Source organism: Rahnella woolbedingensis, assembly GCF_003602095.1.
In the GTDB taxonomy this organism is placed as follows: domain Bacteria; phylum Pseudomonadota; class Gammaproteobacteria; order Enterobacterales; family Enterobacteriaceae; genus Rahnella; species Rahnella woolbedingensis.
This window is the reverse complement of sequence record NZ_RAHH01000011.1, coordinates 135,295-151,582: the sequence shown is the minus strand read 5'-3', so window position 1 is coordinate 151,582 and position 16,288 is coordinate 135,295. Positions and strand designations below refer to the sequence as shown.

Below are 16,288 nucleotides of genomic sequence, written 5' to 3'. Positions count from 1 at the left end.
CTACACCACTGTAGGCCGCGTCCGACTACTGCTTTACCTCCGGTCTGAATATATTTCGTGACAGCAAATTCCGCGGCTATTTGTCACCCAGTCGCTGAGTTTTTCCTTTTGCAGCCTGCTGCCACGAAATGAGTAAAACAGACATGAACAAAATCTATCGCGTCATCTGGAACCGCGCCCTGCGCTGTTTTATGGTCACTTCTGAACTGGCAACAGGCAAAACCAAATCCCGTTCAGCCACAGGTTTGGTGACCGCTGCCGCGCTGATGACGTCATTTTCCGTGACCGCTGAGGTTAATGGCCAACTGGTGATCGACGGCATTACCGCTAATTACGACGATTATCACATCGCCACAACAGGTACGTCGCAATATGCCCTTCAGGTTATTAATGGCGGCGACCTGACGTATTCCAACAATCAGGCCACCACCACCGGCGGCTCAGCCTATGCAGCGCTGGTACAGAGTGGGTCCGCGCTGTCACTGGATAATGTTGCCCTCGGCACTTTTGCCGCCAATACCCACGTGCTGTATGGCAGCGGTGGAGCGGTGATCAATGCCAATAACCTGCGTCTGATGGCGGTGGGCACCGGTTCTTACGGCATCAATCTGCTTAACAACAGTCAGTTCACCGGGACCGGCGTACAGATACTCAGCACCAACACGGGGATCCTGGTGGCTGATTCAAATCTGAATATCGACACACTGAACATCGTTACCAGCGGCACAAACTCTTACGGTGTCCGTTATACCAGTGCCGCAGACGTGACGCTCGCTAACGCCACAGCGACCACGTCCGGCACCGGTGCACACGGTATCCTCGGGGAAGCAGGCAACCTGACTGGCAATAATATCGAACTGAATACCACCGGCGACGGCGCCCGCGGGATTATTCTTCAGGGCACGGGGACAGGGCTGAATATAGACACCCTGAACGTCAGCACGCAGGGCACCAGCAGCTATGGTGTTCAGGTGGCTGGCACGGCGAATGCTGTTCTCAGTAATGCGACGATTAACACCACCGGCAACGGCGCGACCGCCGTCCGGTTGCAGGGTGGCGTCACCACGCTGAACAACGCGAACGTCTCTACTACCGGCAGCGGAGCAGGCGCAATTTATGCCACCGGTGCAACAACGTCGCTGAGCATTGACGGCGGAAGCGTCACCACTCAAAGCGCCGGATCCAGCGGCATCCACGCGATTAACGGTGCCACGATCCAGGCCAGCAATATGGATATCACCACGTATTACACCGGACAATTCGATGCTGGCGGTACATCAGCACTGGTCGCGACCGCAGGCGGCGTGATGAAGGCAGACAACATGAATATCACTGCCAACGGCAACGCGGTATGGGTTGTGGACAGCCAGTTTGATGGTAATAACCTGAATATTAACAAAACCGGGGACTATCACGGTCCGGCGGTCTGGAGTTTTGGCACGTCAACGCTGAATCTGTCTGATAGCCAGATTACCCTGAACACACCGGCATCTTATGGCGTGGTCAGTGATGGCGCGTTCACCAACCTGAATAATGTCAGCATTAAAAGTGATGTCGGTGGATATGGCGTGGAAACCCGCTATGGCTCCATTCTTTCCGCTAAAAATGTGGATATCGTCATTAACAACGCCAACGGCGAACTGACTGACTTGCCGGAAGCCGGGATCTGGAACCGGTTTGGCACGGGCAATACCGTCGCCAGCTTTGAAGATTCGCGGGTTGTGGTGAACGGCAGCAATGCTACGGCGATAATGGCGAGCACCCGAGCGCAGACCATTAACTTAAAAAACACCTTAATTTCCAGTGACAATACGGCCGTGACGGTCAATGCGGGCTCCGCGCTCAACCTGACCGCTGACGGTTCGGTGCTGTCTGCGAAAACCCTGCTGGCGGGCGGGCAAGCTAACGATGCCGGTGACGTCGTCGCAGACATCAATTTCAACGCCACAAATGGTTCTCAGCTGACCGGCGACGTGAGTATCGATCGTGATTTCACACTCGACAGCACGCTGGCGCTGGATGCCTCTCAATGGCAGGGAGCTTCTTCCGGCCTGCAAACTCTGAATCTGAGCAATAACAGCCAGTGGAATATGACCGGTGATTCCAATGTGGTGGATCTGAATCTGAATGACAGCACCGTGGTGTTTAATCACGACACCGACAGTTTTAAAACACTGACTGTAGAAGGTGATTACACCAGTAACGGCGGCACACTGGTCATGAACAGCATTCTGGACAATGATGGCTCGGCGCATGACAGTCTGGTCGTCAGCGGCAACACGTCGGGCGAAACAAACGTCGTCATCAACAAAGCGGGCGGAACCGGTGCAAAAACGCTGAACGGCATTGAAGTGATCACCGTCGGCGGTGAATCAGACGGCGAGTTTACCCAGCAGGGCCGTATTGTGGCCGGTGCCTACGATTATCACCTGACACGCGGCACTGATGGTGCGGCCAAAAACTGGTATCTGAACAGCGAGGCGAATCCTGTCGATCCGGTTGTTCCGATCGACCCGATCGATCCGGTGAATCCCACTGATCCTGTGGATCCGACAATTCCTGTGGATCCTGTGATCCGCCCGGTCGAGCCTGCCAAAATGATCAGCCGTCCGGAAGCGGGCAGTTACATCGCCAACATGGCGGCAGCCAGCACCCTGTTTAACCTGCGCCTGCATGACCGTGGTGGCGAAACGCGGTACACCGATGCCATTACCGGCGAGCAAAAAGTCACCAGCCTGTGGATGCGTAACACCGGCGGCCACAACACCAGTAAGGACAGCAGCGGTCAGTTGGATACGCAGACCAACCGCTACGTATTGCAACTCGGCGGCGACCTCGGTAAATGGACGTTTGACGGCACCGACAGCCTGCACGTTGGCGCACTGGCAGGTTACGGGAACGCGCAAAGCACGACAGATTCAAACGTGTCCGGTTACCGCTCGAAAGGCCAGGTCAACGGCTACAGCCTCGGCGTATACGGCACCTGGTATCAGAATGCCGAAGCGCAAACCGGCGCGTATCTGGACAGCTGGGCACAATACAGCTGGTTCAACAACAGCGTGAAAGGCGACGGTTTGCCACAGGAAAGCTATAAATCCAAAGGGGTGAGCGCATCACTCGAAGGCGGATACAGCTGGAAACTGGGCGAAGACGCGAAGAAAAATAGCTACTTCATCGAGCCAAACGCGCAGGTTATCTGGAGCAATATTCAGGCCGATTCACTGACAGAGAACAATGGCACCCGCGTCAGCACGCAGGGCAACGGCGACGTCCAATCCCGCGTGGGGATCCGCGCCGCGATGAAAACTCCTGGCGAAAACCAGCAGCCGGTATTCCAGCCTTATCTTGAAGCGAACTGGATCAACAACAGCCAGAATGCGGCCAGCACGATGAATGGCGTGACCATCGAACAACGCGGCAGCAAAAACATTGCAGAAGTGCGCGCCGGTGTGGATGGCAAGATCACCGAGCGCGTTAATCTCTGGGGCAACGTGGGCCAGCAAATGGGCAGCGAAAGCTATCGCGATACCAGCGCCATGCTGGGCATTAAAGTCAGCTTCTGATTTTTTCCTTGCGGAAATCGGTTGTGAAATCCAGCAGATACGGTAATCCCGACTTATCATTAATGGAGATTGCCGTATCTGTTTTATGTGTCAGCGTAGTCATAACACCCGTAACCTGAAGGATGTGAGGTAAATGTATAAGGCACTGATAGTTGACGACCATCCGGTCATCAGGATGGCGATAGAAATACTGCTCAACCGCAATAATATTTCTGTCGTCGGCAAAGCCGGAAATGGTGCCGAGGCCGTGCAAATGGCAAAATCGCTTGAGCCCAATTTGATCATCCTGGACATTGCGATCCCGGTGCTGAACGGGCTGGAAGTGATTAGTCGCATCCGCGCGATCAGCCATTCAATGAAAATTCTTATCCTCACCTCGCAGCTGGCATCTTCATTCTCCGCGCGCTGCCGTCAGGCAGGTGCTTCCGGGTATGTGGAGAAAACCGAAGAACTGAACGAACTGCTGGACGCCATACGCGCCATTCGTTCCGGCTATACCTATTTTCCGGCAGAAAATATCCCGGTGGGACACACGAAAACCTTATCTGTTGGCGATGAGGCCGAACGACTGGCCTCGCTTTCTGATCGTGAAATGATAGTGCTGGTGTATCTGGCTAAAGGGTATAGCAATATGGAGATCGGCGAGATGCTGACCCTGAGCAACAAAACCATCAGTACCTATAAAACCCGTCTGCTGATGAAGCTGGGCATGAAAACGCTGGTTGATCTGATTAGCCTGGCGTTTCGCCACAAGCTGGTCGATTAAACGTTGCCATGAAAAAAACCTTCTTCAAAGCAGGTATAACAGCGCTGTTATTGTTCGCCGGATTGGCACTGTACGACACGTCAGTACCTGCGGCAGAACCGTCGGCAGACGTGAACCTGCTGAGCCGTTCGCCACAACTGGCGCACCCGCCATCGCAGCAATTTAACGCCCGCCAGCAGGCGTGGCTGGCCGGCAAACCGAAATTGGTCGTTGGCGTCGCGTTGCCGCAATACCCGCCATTTACCGTCATCAACAATAAGTCAGAGTTTGAAGGCATCACCGCAGATTATGTCGGGTTGCTTTCGACTTTGCTGGAAAAAGATGTACAGGTAAAAGTCTTCAATAATCTGGTTTCAGCCCAGAGTGCACTGCAAAAACACGAAATCGACCTGCTCGGCTCTGTCACACAGTATGAGCAGTATCGCCGCCCTTTTTTACTTTCTGACCCCTACGCCAGCGAACAGGCCATTCTGGCAACCCGCACCAATGAAAAACGGCCACTGCCACCTGGCCTGTCAGACCGTAAAGTGGCGATGGCCGAAGGTTATCTGCCGATCGACTGGGTCAAAAAACAGTATCCGCTGGCCCATGTCACTGCCTATCCGAGCTATCAGCAGGCCATCGGGGCGGTGGCTTTTGGTGAGGCGGATGTCTTTTTGGGCGATTTGTACCCGATCAACCGCAATTTCCTCAATAATATCCGTGTGGTGAATTTTGCCAATTTCCCCACACGCTCGCTGTCTTTTGCTGTCGCGGTTGATAACCCGACCCTGCTGGAAATCGTCAACATTGCCTTATCAGATGTCAGCACGGAAGAACGGCTGAATGTTCTGCAGCGCTGGCATGTAGGTCGCAGTGCCAGCGTGTTAAGTCAGCAGGTTTTCGAACTGACGGAGGAGGAGAAGCAGTGGATTACCCGTCACCCTAAGGTCACTGTAGCGGCCATTGATGGTTTCGCCCCGCTGACTTTTACCGATGACGACGACAATTATCGCGGTATTACCATTGATATGCTCTCGCAAATCCGTTTGCGAACCGGGTTGGATTTTGAAATCAAAAGTGCCGACAGCGTCAGCGAAATGATGCAAATGCTCAGTCACGGCAGTGCGGATATGATTGGCGCGCTCACCCCCAGCCCGCAGCGGCAATCCGGGTTGACGTTCAGCCGCCCCTATCTCACCAGCGCCTTTGTGCTGGTCACCCGCCAGACTAAGGGCGCACCTCGCAGCCTGGCCGAAATGAGCGGTAAAAAGCTGGCGGTGATCTCGGGTTCTGATATTAATGAAAATCTTCAGGCACAGTATCCGCAGACCAAGCTGGTCAACGCCAGCAGCGCCGTTGATGCGCTGTCGATGCTCAACAACGGTGACGTTGATGCTGCCATCAACACGCTCTCGAATTCTGAATATCAGATTGCCCGGTTCTACAAAAATCGCATGAGAATTACCGCCACACTGGGTGAAACCCCGGCCTATCTGTCGTTCGCTGTCCCTGCAAACTCACCGGTTTTGCTGTCGATTATCGACAAAGTCATGCTCAGTATTCCTCCGGATGAAATGGATGTAATCGGCAATTTATGGCGGCCGAACAATATGGTGTCTGGCGAAAATTTCTGGCGGGATAACCGGTTGTACATACTGGGAGGTGGCGGCACGGCACTGGTGGTGATCCTGATTGCCGTTCTGTGGGCTGGCTGGCTGAGACGCCAGATTGCTTTTAAAAACCGGATACAACTGGCGCTGAATCTTGCTAAAGACCAGGCCGAGCAAGCTAATCTGGCGAAAACGACCTTCCTATCGACGATGAGCCATGAAATCCGTACGCCGCTGAACGCTGTGATCGGCATGCTGGAAATGGCACGTAAAGCGGGTGAGAAGAATCGTGTCGATATGCAAGCGCTCGACGTAGCTTACGATTCTGCCAACGGACTGGTGGAGCTGCTCGGCGATATTCTCGACATCGCCCGCATCGAATCCGGGAAGCTCAATCTTGAACCCCAGCTCACTAATATCCAGCCCGTCAGTGAGGCGGTGATCCGCGTATTCTCCGGGCTGGCTGAGCAAAAAAATCTCTCTCTGGCACTCGATATCGCCCCGTTGCCGGTACCCGATATGCTGATCGACCCGCTGCGCTTTAAGCAGATCCTCTCCAATTTGCTGAGTAATGCTATTAAATTTACTGAGCATGGCGGTGTGACGGTAAAAATCAGCTTCACCCCGGACGAGCCTTCTCAACGCTGGAAAATCACGCTGACAGTGACCGATACCGGAAAAGGGATCAGCGAGGAAGATCAGAAAAAGCTGTTTGCGCCCTTCAGTCAGGTGGGTCGCCATGAGAGTCAGGCCCTGCGTGGCACCGGCCTCGGGCTGATTATTTGTAAAACGCTGTGTGAAAAAATGGACGGGCAAATTTCCCTGCACAGCGCGCCCCTGCGAGGTACAAGGATAGTGGCCGAGGTTTTTGCCGCCATGACGGACGGCTCGCAAAAGGCGGCGGAGGCGGGACTGGCAACGCCTCAGGCGGCAGAAAAAAGAGCACTGAACATTTTGATTGCCGACGATTTCCCGGCCAATCTTCTGTTACTGACCAAGCAGTTACACTTCCTCGGGCACCAGGTGACACAAGCCAGAGACGGCGCTGAAGCGCTGGAAAAATGGTGTTATGAGGGACATTTCGATGTGGTGATCACTGACATCAGAATGCCGGGGTTAACCGGTTACCAGCTGGCGCAGGCCATTCGCGAAGAAGAAAGTAAAAGGCAGGCTCCCCCCTGCATGTTGCTGGGATTCACGGCCAATGCGCAGAACGATGAGCGGGAACGCTGCATGCAATCAGGCATGGACGAATGCATGTTTAAACCCAGCACGCTGGAAGATTTGCAGCAGGCATTATCCAGCGCCGGCACCCCGTATTCCGGGGGGGCAGAACCTGGCAATCTGCTGAAACTGACCGGAGGGGACGAAAGTCTCGCCACGCAGCTTCAGGCAGAAATTACCGCCAGTCATCAGGAGGATATCCTTACCCTGACCATTGCACTGGCTGAAGACGACCGTCAAAATCTGGCTGAACTGGCACATAAAATTAAAGGGGGAGCGCGGATCACCGGCTCACAGGAACTGGTCAGTGCCTGTGAACATCTGGAAGAAGCTTGTCATCAGGAAAGCCGCGAACAAATCCTGCTGGCCGGGCAACACTTGTTGAGGATCCTGCGAAAGAGATCACTTTCTGAGTTTTGACGCCCGATACAGCGCCCAAACCGGCAAAATTTGAACGCTATATTGCGGTGCATCACTGACTGAGCAGGCTGGTCACCAGATTTTTAACCGCGTCGTTGTCGCTGTGCGCGATGTTAAAACGCATGAAGCGCAGACCTTCCGGCCCCTGACAAAACAGGGTGCCGGGAGCCAGCGCCATGCCCTGTTTTAAGGCCTGATCGGCCAGCGTTTCGCTGTCGATCTGCTCAGGGAGTTCCACCCACAAAAACAGCCCGCTGGAATTCTCCACCGGAAAACGGCATCCCGCCGCCTGCAACCAGCGTTTCACCCGCGAAGACGCATCACTCAGATTGCTCGCCAGTCGCCGCTGATGGCGGTTATAGCTGCCATCACGGAAAAACTGGTACAGCGTCTGCTCAGTAAATTCACAGGTCACGCCGCCGGTCAGCGATTTGAGCTGCGCCAGCTGTTCAGCCAGTTTAGGGCTGGTTGCGATATACGCCACCCGCATATTGGCGCTCAGCAGCTTGGAAAATCCGGAAATATAACTGGCGTTCACCAGTCCGGCTAAGGCTGCCATCGGCTTCGGCGCCGGCTCCATCAAATCATGATAAAGGTCATCTTCAATCAGATGGCAATCGTATTGATTTAACAGAGTAATCAGGGAAAACATCTCTTCCAGCGTGTAGCTGTGACCGGTCGGATTGTGCATCAGCCCGGAGGTCAGATACACGCGCGGACGGTGCGTTTCCAGAAGTTTTGCCAGCGCCTCTTTACTGACGCCCTGATGGCCGCGTGGCGCGAAAATCACATTGGCATGATGCTGCCGGAGACTGGCGTGAAAATTGAAATAACAGGCGTCGTCCAGTAATACCGTATCTCCCGGCTTTAACAGCACGCGAAATAACATATCAATGGCGTTCATGGTGCTGTTGGTCAGAATAATCTGGTCAACCGGAACGCTTATTCCCGCCTCGCTCATTTTCATTTGCAGCGTCTTTCGAAGCGGCAGATAACCCATCGGATTACCATATTCAGAGAACTTCAGTTGCGGTTTGCGAATAGTCTGACGTAAGGCTTTACGAAATAACTCCGTGTCCAGCCAGTTTTCAGGAAAGAAACCGCAACCGGGTCTGAGCACGTCGGTATTTTTGATAAATGCCCGTTTCAGGCGGGAGTGTAAATCGGAATTAACGATTGATACCGGTTTATCTAATTCATTATCCGGATTAGCCCGCGTGCGGCTGACAAAATAACCCCGTCCCTGAATAGAAGTCACCAATCCGCTGGCACGTAAACGCTCTAAGGCCTCCACCATCGTGTATTTGCTGATCGAAAGTTGCTCGCAAAAAACACGTAAAGAAGGGAGACGGCTGCCGGGTAATAAGCGGCCATCGGCTACAGCCTCGCTAATAAAATCAACGAGCTGACGTACTTTAGGCGTTCCTTCCACTAAGTGGAATTGGGATAAGCTAAAAATGGTGTTTCCTCTGCTTGAGACGGGTATTCACTTTACCGGTGTTTTGACCAGTAAGGACAGCCAATGTTTCGTTCAGCATTCTATGACCAGTAACGAAATAATACCTTATGTTTTCGGGCACAGACTTAGCCAGACATAAGACAACCCGATGAACCGCTGTAAAGATTCCGATAAATCGTTAAAAAACAGCCTGTTAAAATCAGGTAATGCGCAACTTTTGTTGTTGCGGATGATCTCTGCCATCGCCCTGTTTTCCTTACTGGGGCAGGCCAATGTCTGGCTGGACGCCACCAGTAATGCGCTGCTGGCCTTCGGGTACCGTTTTCTGTTGATCCTGACTCCACTGACTCTGGCGTTGTTCGGAAAACGCGCGTTAATTGCAACATTATTCGCCTCTTTGCTGGGTCTTATCTTGCTGTCGCTCAATATTCTGGCCATCTTCAACTGGCTGGCCGTGATTCTGTTCAGTTATGGCGTGGCGGTATTGGGTTTTATCGTCAAGAATGATGCGGCGAAAACCCCTGCCGGAGCGGCAAACAACAAAATAATGCTCAATCTGGGCAGCTTATGTGCCGGGTTGTTATTACTTTATCCACACTGGATGCCGGTCGAATTTTATCTGATTATGGGTCTGCTCCTGCTGCTTTGCCTTCCTGCGGCGCGCCGGTTCAGCCTGTCGGGTGAAGTCACCACGCAGAGCATGATTAAATCCAATGCCCGTAAACCCGGCAAATTTAAATGGGTACTGGCCGGTGTGGTGACGGGTATTAAATTATTCGCTGTCTTCTCCATACTGCCGCAGGAAATTCTCGCTCACCGACCACAATTGCCAGGCTGGTACGGTGTGATGATTATTCTTAACAGCGCGATTGTCGCCCTGCTGCAAATTCCGGTAATGAAACTGATTGAGCGCAGCGGCTCACGGGCTATGTTGTTATCAATGGCCATTATATTATCCGGATTAATTGTTCTGGCCGTGCCAGGATTATTTCAGGTGCATACTTTTGCAGGAGCATTTGTGTGGCTGGCGTTTCTTTCGATTGCCGAATGCGGGCTGAGTTATATCGATTATTGCGCCGCACAGGACAATGCACTCCTGATTAAAGAGTTGTCAGTCAGCATAGGTGCCGGATTAACCGTATTAGTCATGCGTTTTTTCCCGGTATCGGTAAACACTGAAATCCTTTCGGTTATTTCCATCGCCGCATTATTTATCTGGCTATGGCAATACAAATATCCGCCTGAAACAAAACATGAGGAAAGTGCTGATGCCCTCAGTGACGTTTACGAAAAGTGAAACGGAATTTACGTTCAGAGATGTAATCAGTCTGCTGGAATGTCGGGATAATATGAAGTTTGGATGTAAAACGGGTAATTGTGGATTATGCCGGGTGAAAGTTTTATCCGGCATAGAAAACATCACATCCATCACCACTAAAGAAAGACGCCTGTTTAAAGTTCTTGAAATCGAAGATCCTGATATACGACTGGCCTGCCAGTGCAAAATAACCGGTGATGTCACCTTAATTGAAAATTTTCTGGAGTAATTTCATGAGCAACCGTATTAAAGATACCGCTATTGTTCGTCGCGCACCGTTTCTGAATCTTGAAAGAAGCCAGCAGGTTAAGCGTGAAATTGATGACTTCCTCGATACAAAAATTATCGAATGGAACAATACCGTGCCTTCGGCTAAACATCTCGAAAATAAAGAGATCAATCAGGATTACTATAAGCAAACCCTGATCGAGCACAGCTGGCGTATCCGTCTGATGCGTACCGTACAATGCAATGCGCTGCACAAAATCTCCCAGACCAATGCCGAAGCCGCGCAACTTTATGCCGCCTATCAGGATGAAGAAATGCTGCACGACACCCTGTTCATGCAGGATGCCGAAAGCTTAGGCATTGCCAAAGAAACCATTTTCAACACGGAACCAAGCTTCTATACCCGTCTGCTGAGCGGCTTTCTGTATTTCATCGCCGAACATGAAAAGCCGGTCGGTGTGGTGTGTTACAGCTATCTGGTGGAATACACCACGCAGAAAATCACGCCAAAACAAATTAAGGCGCTGTCAGAGTCCATTGGTAAAGACAAAATCAGCGGTCAGGCTGCCCATCTCAATACCGACCTGGTAGAAGATCACACGCAGGACATGTGGGATATTCTGAGCAAACTCATCGAAAGCGAAGAAGATATTCAGGATGTAAAACGTTATTTAGCGGAAATTCAGGAGCTGCTGAAAATGTTCTTCGTAGATATGCATAACAAATATATTAAAGAATAATTCATTAAGACTCAGTAATGATGCAATTCAGGTTGCAGGGTTTTCTGCAACCTGAATAAACGAGTCAATATGGCGGAGCAGGCGAAATGGCAAAAGCAATTCTTATTTTATCCCATCAGTTACTCTCGATGGTTGAACCGATTAAACACATTGCAGAAAAATCAGGTTATACCTGTTTCATTCTTTCTTCCGCCTCAGAAAGAATTGAGAAGCCACAGTGGTCTTTTGATAAATACTCTGTTCATGTGACAAATTCGCTGCATCTGATTCATGCGGATATTGATCAGTTCCTGACAGATTACGGTCAGGGAATCGATTTCGTCGGATGTATCAGCGTGTGGGACGGCTACCGCGAATTAATGGCGTACGCCAATCAGAAACTGGGGGCTAACGATATCAGCGAAGACGTCGTCGTACGTTTACGCGATAAGCTTGCCATGCGCACAAGACTTCGGGAAGCCGGTCTGTCAGCGGTTTCCTGCCAGTTACTGAACGAAGATATTTATCAAAGTATCACTACGCCGGAAAACTACTTTATCAAGCCGCGTACCGGTCTGGCCTCAATGGGCACCTTTCCTGCGAAATCCCTGACGGCCTATTCCCAGCTTGATGCGTTGTGGGCCAGCGCCGCCGCTGACCGCAATTACGATGGTGTTTTTTCAGCGGATAACGGCTTCATCATCGAAGGCTTTATCAGCGGCACCGAATGCAGTTTTGAAGTCAGCGTCAGCGACGGGCAATCGGATGTGCTGGCTGTCCATGAAAAACTCGATGTCGTACAGGATACCTGGTCGGTGCTGGAAGGCGCCTGTATCTGCCCGCCCCGCTCGCTTAATGCTGAACAAACCGAAGCCGGTAAAGCTTTTCTCGGCAAGGTGATGCAGACACTCGGCGTACACACCGGCGTTTACCACGTCGAGATGAAATGCGACGCCAGAAATCGCTGGGAAATCATCGAAATCAATCCGCGCATTGGCGGTGCTTACATTGTGGACAGCACCCGGGTCCACTCCGGCGCCTGCCTGCTGGAAACCTGGCTGCGGCTGATCACCGGCAAACCCGCTCAGCGTGGATCCCGGCACGAACGCACCACGTTCTTCCGGGTCTTTTTCGGTCAGTCCGGTCGTACCCTGCAACGCATTGAACGCAACGTCACTGAACCGCAGGTGCTGCTGGACAAGGTGCTCTACAAACCCGGCGACCGCCTGCCCCGCGTGGAGCGCGAGATTTTCCTCGGCATGGCGCTGTGGGATATCACCGAAATGGCCGCCAGCCAGCAGCCCGACTTTTTCAACCAGACCAACGATTATTTGAAAACGGAGTATCAGCCATGAAAATCATCGTTCTGCATCGCATCCCGTTTGAAAAAATTCGCTACGACCAGATTATCGATAGCCGCCTGCATGAGGTGTATTACTTCTGTCTGCCGGGCCACAGCAGCGACCTGCCCGACGACGCTAACGTGATTATTGTTAATAACGACACCTTCCTCGCTTCAGAACTGATCGAGCGTTATACCTCGTTGCTGGTGGATGCCGACCGGGTGATCTCCCGTTCGGAGTACGATCTGATTGAAGCCGCGAAGATCCGCGAATTCTTTGTGATCCCGGGTGATACCCCTGCTGAGATCTTACCGCTGAGAAATAAATGGACCATGCGATATCGCTGCAAACAGCAGGGGATCCCGCAGCCTGATTTCTGGCATCCGCTGGAATTTATTCAGGGGCCTCAGCGCGAAGGAAAATTCCTGCTCAAACCACGTGCGGAAGCCTCCAGTAACGGCATTCAGGTGGGGGATTATGCCGCCATCAAACAGGCTATTTTCGCGCTGAAAGACGATGAAACCATGATGGTGGAAGAGTTTATCGATGGCGTGATTTATCACTTCGACGGCTGGCTGAATAAAGGCGAACCGCTGGCGTTCGTCAGCAGCCACTACATTCGCGACTGCCTGAGTTTTTCGGGCGGTACGCCGCTGGGCTCAGTTCAAGTGAGTACCGAAGCGGCGCACGTCACACTGGTGACCCGTACCCTGGCGGCACTGGGTTACGAGAATGGCAGCTTCCATTTTGAAGCCATAAAAGATGCCAGCGGTCAGTTCTGGTTTCTGGAAACAGCGGCCCGCGTGGGCGGTGCCGGCGTGGCTGAAACATTCCATCTGCGCACCGGCCTGAACTTGTACCATGCCGATTTGCGTTATCAGATTTACGGCATGCCACCGGTCTGTGTCCCGCTGCTCAATGGCGTATTTTACGGCTGGTTTGTCTATCCCGCCCACCGTTTGCACTCCGATTACACCCTCTCCTTCTCGCCTGCAAACTGGAGTGAGAATTTACTTCATTATCAATGTAATGCAGGCATCTGTTCCAAAGGCACGATTTCATATTCTCCGGATCGCTCTCCGCTGAGCGGCGTGGTGTTCGGCGGGCAGGAACAGATTTCTCAGACCATTGAGTCGATTTTCAATGTATGCACAGTGGTGGAAATATCATGAGTACTCCGTGTTTTGTGGTGGTGGGTTATAACAACGTCCGCATTTATGACGTTGAGAAAATGCGTAAAGAAGCCTTAAAAAATTTCGATGCCAAAATGGTGCTGATCACCGAGAAAAAAGGAGCGACCGACGACGAGTTTGCTGATCTGGTGGTGGAAGCGTCGTTCGACTCTGAGCGGCTCCATCAGTCCTTATGTTCGGTGAGCGATGCACTGGCCAAAAGCGGACTGTTACCTGTCGGGATCCTGCCCTTTTCTGACCGCGGCGTACCGCTGGGCGCGCTGCTGGCAGAGAGCTTTTCACTGCACGGCGCAACGCCGCAACAGGCTCTCGCGGGGCTGGATAAACAGATTTTTCGACAACTTGACGCGCAGTCCGTCTCGCATCCGGCCGGATACCGCACCGTTACCAGTCAGCAGGTGAGCTCGCTGGAGGACCTTATCAGCCGGGTGAAAGAACTCGGCGGCAAAGCCTTTATCAAACCGGCGAAAGAAGGCAACAGCCGTGGCTGTCAGGTGATTGAAAGTGTGGAAGATTGTCAGGCGGTCTGGCTCTCTCTCACGCCTTATCACGAGGCGGGCGTACTGGTGGAAACGCTGATTGAAAGTGCCAGCGAATTCAGCTGGGATTACGTTGCAGGAAAGCAGTGGATCACTGAGAAGCACACCACGCAAGGGCATTACCGCGCCGAATATCAGCAGGTGGTTCCGGCCTGTTTGTCACCGGAAGACGAATCATTGCTGCGCCATGCGGGCGAACATATGCGTCATCTGGTTTCTCCGCAAAATGGCGCGTGGCATAACGAGATTTTCCTGTTACCGGGAGCGACGGCGGCAGTGGAAACCAATATGCGACCGGCCGGAATGCATATCTGGGATCTGGCGATGCTGAGCTTCGAGAACTTCAATCCCTGGCAGCTGTGGCTGAGCTGGGCGGCGCAAGGCACTGTCGCGTCAGAGCCGTTACGTCAGACGCATTACGCCGGTATCCGCATGCTGCGTGCCCGCCAGAGTGGCACGCTGGTGTCATTACCCGATGGGAAAAAGCTGGCAGAAGAACTGGGGATCAGCGCGCATCAGGTGAAATTCTCAGCAAAACCGGGCGACATGCTCAATGATGAAATCAAAAGCAATGCGGATTTCATCGGTCAGATCATTCTTCGTGATACTGACCACGCTCAGCTGTTGAATTCTCTGAACGCGCTGGCAACCACTATCGAAAATGCCGCTGAAATTGAGTAAGACGCAAACAGTAACGGGGCCAAATAGCCCCGTTTACTTGTAGCGCCAAAACTTACTGCGCCGAAGCCACATTCATCAGTGTGATGGTGTAAATCACGACAGTATCCAGCGGCGATTCACCGTTGTCGTCTTTGACTTTTTCCACCGTCGCAGGTGGGATCACCACTGTAACCTGACCCCCTTTGCGGATCAGTTTCACGCCGTCACGCAGTACCGGTGGCATGTTAGCGACGCGGAAAATTTCATTCGCGTTGTCGATCTTTGGTCCGTCAACCACGGTGCCATCAACCAGCGTGCCCTTATAGCTGACCTCAACGTTATCGGTATCTTTCAGCGCCGGGCCATCGCCCTTCTTATCAATCCGATACAGCAGACCCTGTTTGGTCTTTTTCACCCCTTCACGTTTGGCAAAGGCTTCCACATAGGCTTTGTCTTGCGCCTGTTTTTTCTGATTCTGCGCCAGCGTCAGCACCTTAACCTGCTCATCAAACACAGTCATCGTGGTGTGGACTTCTTCATCGCTCATCTTCTCCTGATGGCTGAACGTATCCGCAATACCGGCCAGCAGGATGTTCTTATTCAGGGTGATGTGCAGGCTTTTCTGGTTAGCGAGCTGCTCTTCGATAAAGTGCGCCAGCATGACACCGCTGGCATACGCGCGTTTCTGCTCTTCACTGTCCAGCATCTGCGCCGGTGCAGGCACAATCCCGGCCGCTTTAATACTGTCAGCGGTCACTTCTTCCGGAATGTCTTTTTTCACGGGTGCATCAGGCACTGCTTTTGCAGCCGCGGTCGGCAGCGTAGTTTCAGCCACTGGCGTTTTTTCCGGCGCTGTCACTGGCGTCGTTGCCTGAGTTGGGATTGCTTGCGGCGTTTTTTCCACCGTCACGACCGGAGCAGGTGCAGCATCTGCCGGTGCAGCCGGAGTGGCGTCTTGGGTTTGTGCCACAGCCGGTGCGGTCGCTGCAGGGGTTGCCACAGCCGCAGCCTGTTCAGCCGCGCTGGCAGATAAAGTCATACCCGACATCATCAGAGCACTGAACAGGTAAAGTCCTTTTTTGTAAGAGCGAGGCATAAAGATCCTTTCAAAAGTGAGTGTTATGAACCTGATAATGTTGCATAACTTACGCCATGCAAAAATTATAACGACTCATAACGATAGAATTATGAAGGCACATAATAATAGTAGATTAAAAATACGAACAATCAATTATGTAAGACTTCATATATTAATAAGTCAACG

General features: G+C 52.4%; 11 protein-coding genes. 9 read left to right on the top strand and 2 right to left on the bottom strand.

Going from position 1 to position 16,288, the window contains the following annotated elements; all coding sequences use genetic code 11:
• The first annotated feature begins 143 nt into the window (after nt 1–143).
• From D6C13_RS11470 to D6C13_RS11460, 3 genes are all read left to right on the top strand, one after another.
• Nucleotides 144–3,563, top strand: a complete 3,420-nt coding sequence (locus D6C13_RS11470) for an autotransporter outer membrane beta-barrel domain-containing protein (protein WP_167458022.1) — start codon at nt 144–146, stop codon at nt 3,561–3,563.
• 133 nt (nt 3,564–3,696) lie between these two features.
• Nucleotides 3,697–4,329, top strand: coding sequence for a response regulator transcription factor (locus D6C13_RS11465; RefSeq protein WP_120132872.1), 633 nt, complete (start codon nt 3,697–3,699; stop codon nt 4,327–4,329).
• Between the two features lie 8 nt (nt 4,330–4,337).
• Nucleotides 4,338–7,565 carry a transporter substrate-binding domain-containing protein gene (locus D6C13_RS11460; protein ID WP_120132871.1) on the top strand — a complete coding sequence of 1,076 codons (3,228 nt, stop codon included), beginning with the start codon at nt 4,338–4,340 and terminating at the stop codon, nt 7,563–7,565.
• Between the two features lie 52 nt (nt 7,566–7,617).
• Here D6C13_RS11460 and D6C13_RS11455 read toward each other — a convergent pair whose 3' ends face one another.
• Nucleotides 7,618–8,997, bottom strand: a complete 1,380-nt coding sequence (locus D6C13_RS11455) for an aminotransferase-like domain-containing protein (RefSeq protein ID WP_120132870.1) — start codon at nt 8,995–8,997, stop codon at nt 7,618–7,620.
• Nucleotides 8,998–9,172: 175 nt separating this feature from the next.
• Here D6C13_RS11455 and D6C13_RS11450 point away from each other — a divergent pair, with 175 nt between their 5' ends.
• From D6C13_RS11450 to D6C13_RS11425, 6 genes are all read left to right on the top strand, one after another.
• On the top strand, nt 9,173–10,321 hold the full coding sequence (locus tag D6C13_RS11450) for a hypothetical protein (protein WP_120132869.1): 1,149 nt from the start codon (nt 9,173–9,175) through the stop codon (nt 10,319–10,321).
• Nucleotides 10,293–10,571 carry a 2Fe-2S iron-sulfur cluster-binding protein gene (locus D6C13_RS11445; RefSeq protein ID WP_120132868.1) on the top strand — a complete coding sequence of 93 codons (279 nt, stop codon included), beginning with the start codon at nt 10,293–10,295 and terminating at the stop codon, nt 10,569–10,571. The genes D6C13_RS11450 and D6C13_RS11445 overlap by 29 nt, the downstream gene beginning before the upstream one ends.
• Nucleotides 10,572–10,575: 4 nt before the next feature.
• Nucleotides 10,576–11,310, top strand: coding sequence for an iron-containing redox enzyme family protein (locus D6C13_RS11440; protein ID WP_120132867.1), 735 nt, complete (start codon nt 10,576–10,578; stop codon nt 11,308–11,310).
• 86 nt (nt 11,311–11,396) lie between these two features.
• Nucleotides 11,397–12,644 (top strand): ATP-grasp domain-containing protein, encoded by a 1,248-nt coding sequence (locus D6C13_RS11435; RefSeq protein ID WP_120132866.1) that lies wholly within the window; start codon nt 11,397–11,399, stop codon nt 12,642–12,644.
• Nucleotides 12,641–13,804: an ATP-grasp domain-containing protein gene (locus tag D6C13_RS11430; RefSeq protein ID WP_120132865.1), complete on the top strand. Its 1,164-nt coding sequence runs from the start codon at nt 12,641–12,643 to the stop codon at nt 13,802–13,804. Before D6C13_RS11435 ends, D6C13_RS11430 begins: the two co-directional genes overlap by 4 nt.
• On the top strand, nt 13,801–15,045 hold the full coding sequence (locus tag D6C13_RS11425) for an ATP-grasp domain-containing protein (protein WP_120132864.1): 1,245 nt from the start codon (nt 13,801–13,803) through the stop codon (nt 15,043–15,045). The genes D6C13_RS11430 and D6C13_RS11425 overlap by 4 nt, the downstream gene beginning before the upstream one ends.
• Before the next feature lie 52 nt (nt 15,046–15,097).
• Here D6C13_RS11425 and D6C13_RS11420 read toward each other — a convergent pair whose 3' ends face one another.
• Nucleotides 15,098–16,120: an FKBP-type peptidyl-prolyl cis-trans isomerase N-terminal domain-containing protein gene (locus D6C13_RS11420; protein ID WP_120132863.1), complete on the bottom strand. Its 1,023-nt coding sequence runs from the start codon at nt 16,118–16,120 to the stop codon at nt 15,098–15,100.
• Nucleotides 16,121–16,288 lie beyond the last annotated feature (168 nt).

What these genes read in the sequence shown, in the direction of transcription:
- D6C13_RS11470 (WP_167458022.1), top strand. Translation starts at nt 144, where the DNA reads ATGAACAAAATCTATCGCGTCATCTGGAACCGCGCCCTGCGCTGTTTT.
- D6C13_RS11465 (WP_120132872.1), top strand. Translation starts at nt 3,697, where the DNA reads ATGTATAAGGCACTGATAGTTGACGACCATCCGGTCATCAGGATGGCG.
- D6C13_RS11460 (WP_120132871.1), top strand. Translation starts at nt 4,338, where the DNA reads ATGAAAAAAACCTTCTTCAAAGCAGGTATAACAGCGCTGTTATTGTTC.
- D6C13_RS11450 (WP_120132869.1), top strand. Translation starts at nt 9,173, where the DNA reads ATGAACCGCTGTAAAGATTCCGATAAATCGTTAAAAAACAGCCTGTTA.
- D6C13_RS11445 (WP_120132868.1), top strand. Translation starts at nt 10,293, where the DNA reads ATGCCCTCAGTGACGTTTACGAAAAGTGAAACGGAATTTACGTTCAGA.
- D6C13_RS11440 (WP_120132867.1), top strand. Translation starts at nt 10,576, where the DNA reads ATGAGCAACCGTATTAAAGATACCGCTATTGTTCGTCGCGCACCGTTT.
- D6C13_RS11435 (WP_120132866.1), top strand. Translation starts at nt 11,397, where the DNA reads ATGGCAAAAGCAATTCTTATTTTATCCCATCAGTTACTCTCGATGGTT.
- D6C13_RS11430 (WP_120132865.1), top strand. Translation starts at nt 12,641, where the DNA reads ATGAAAATCATCGTTCTGCATCGCATCCCGTTTGAAAAAATTCGCTAC.
- D6C13_RS11425 (WP_120132864.1), top strand. Translation starts at nt 13,801, where the DNA reads ATGAGTACTCCGTGTTTTGTGGTGGTGGGTTATAACAACGTCCGCATT.
- D6C13_RS11420 (WP_120132863.1), bottom strand. Translation starts at nt 16,120, where the DNA reads ATGCCTCGCTCTTACAAAAAAGGACTTTACCTGTTCAGTGCTCTGATG.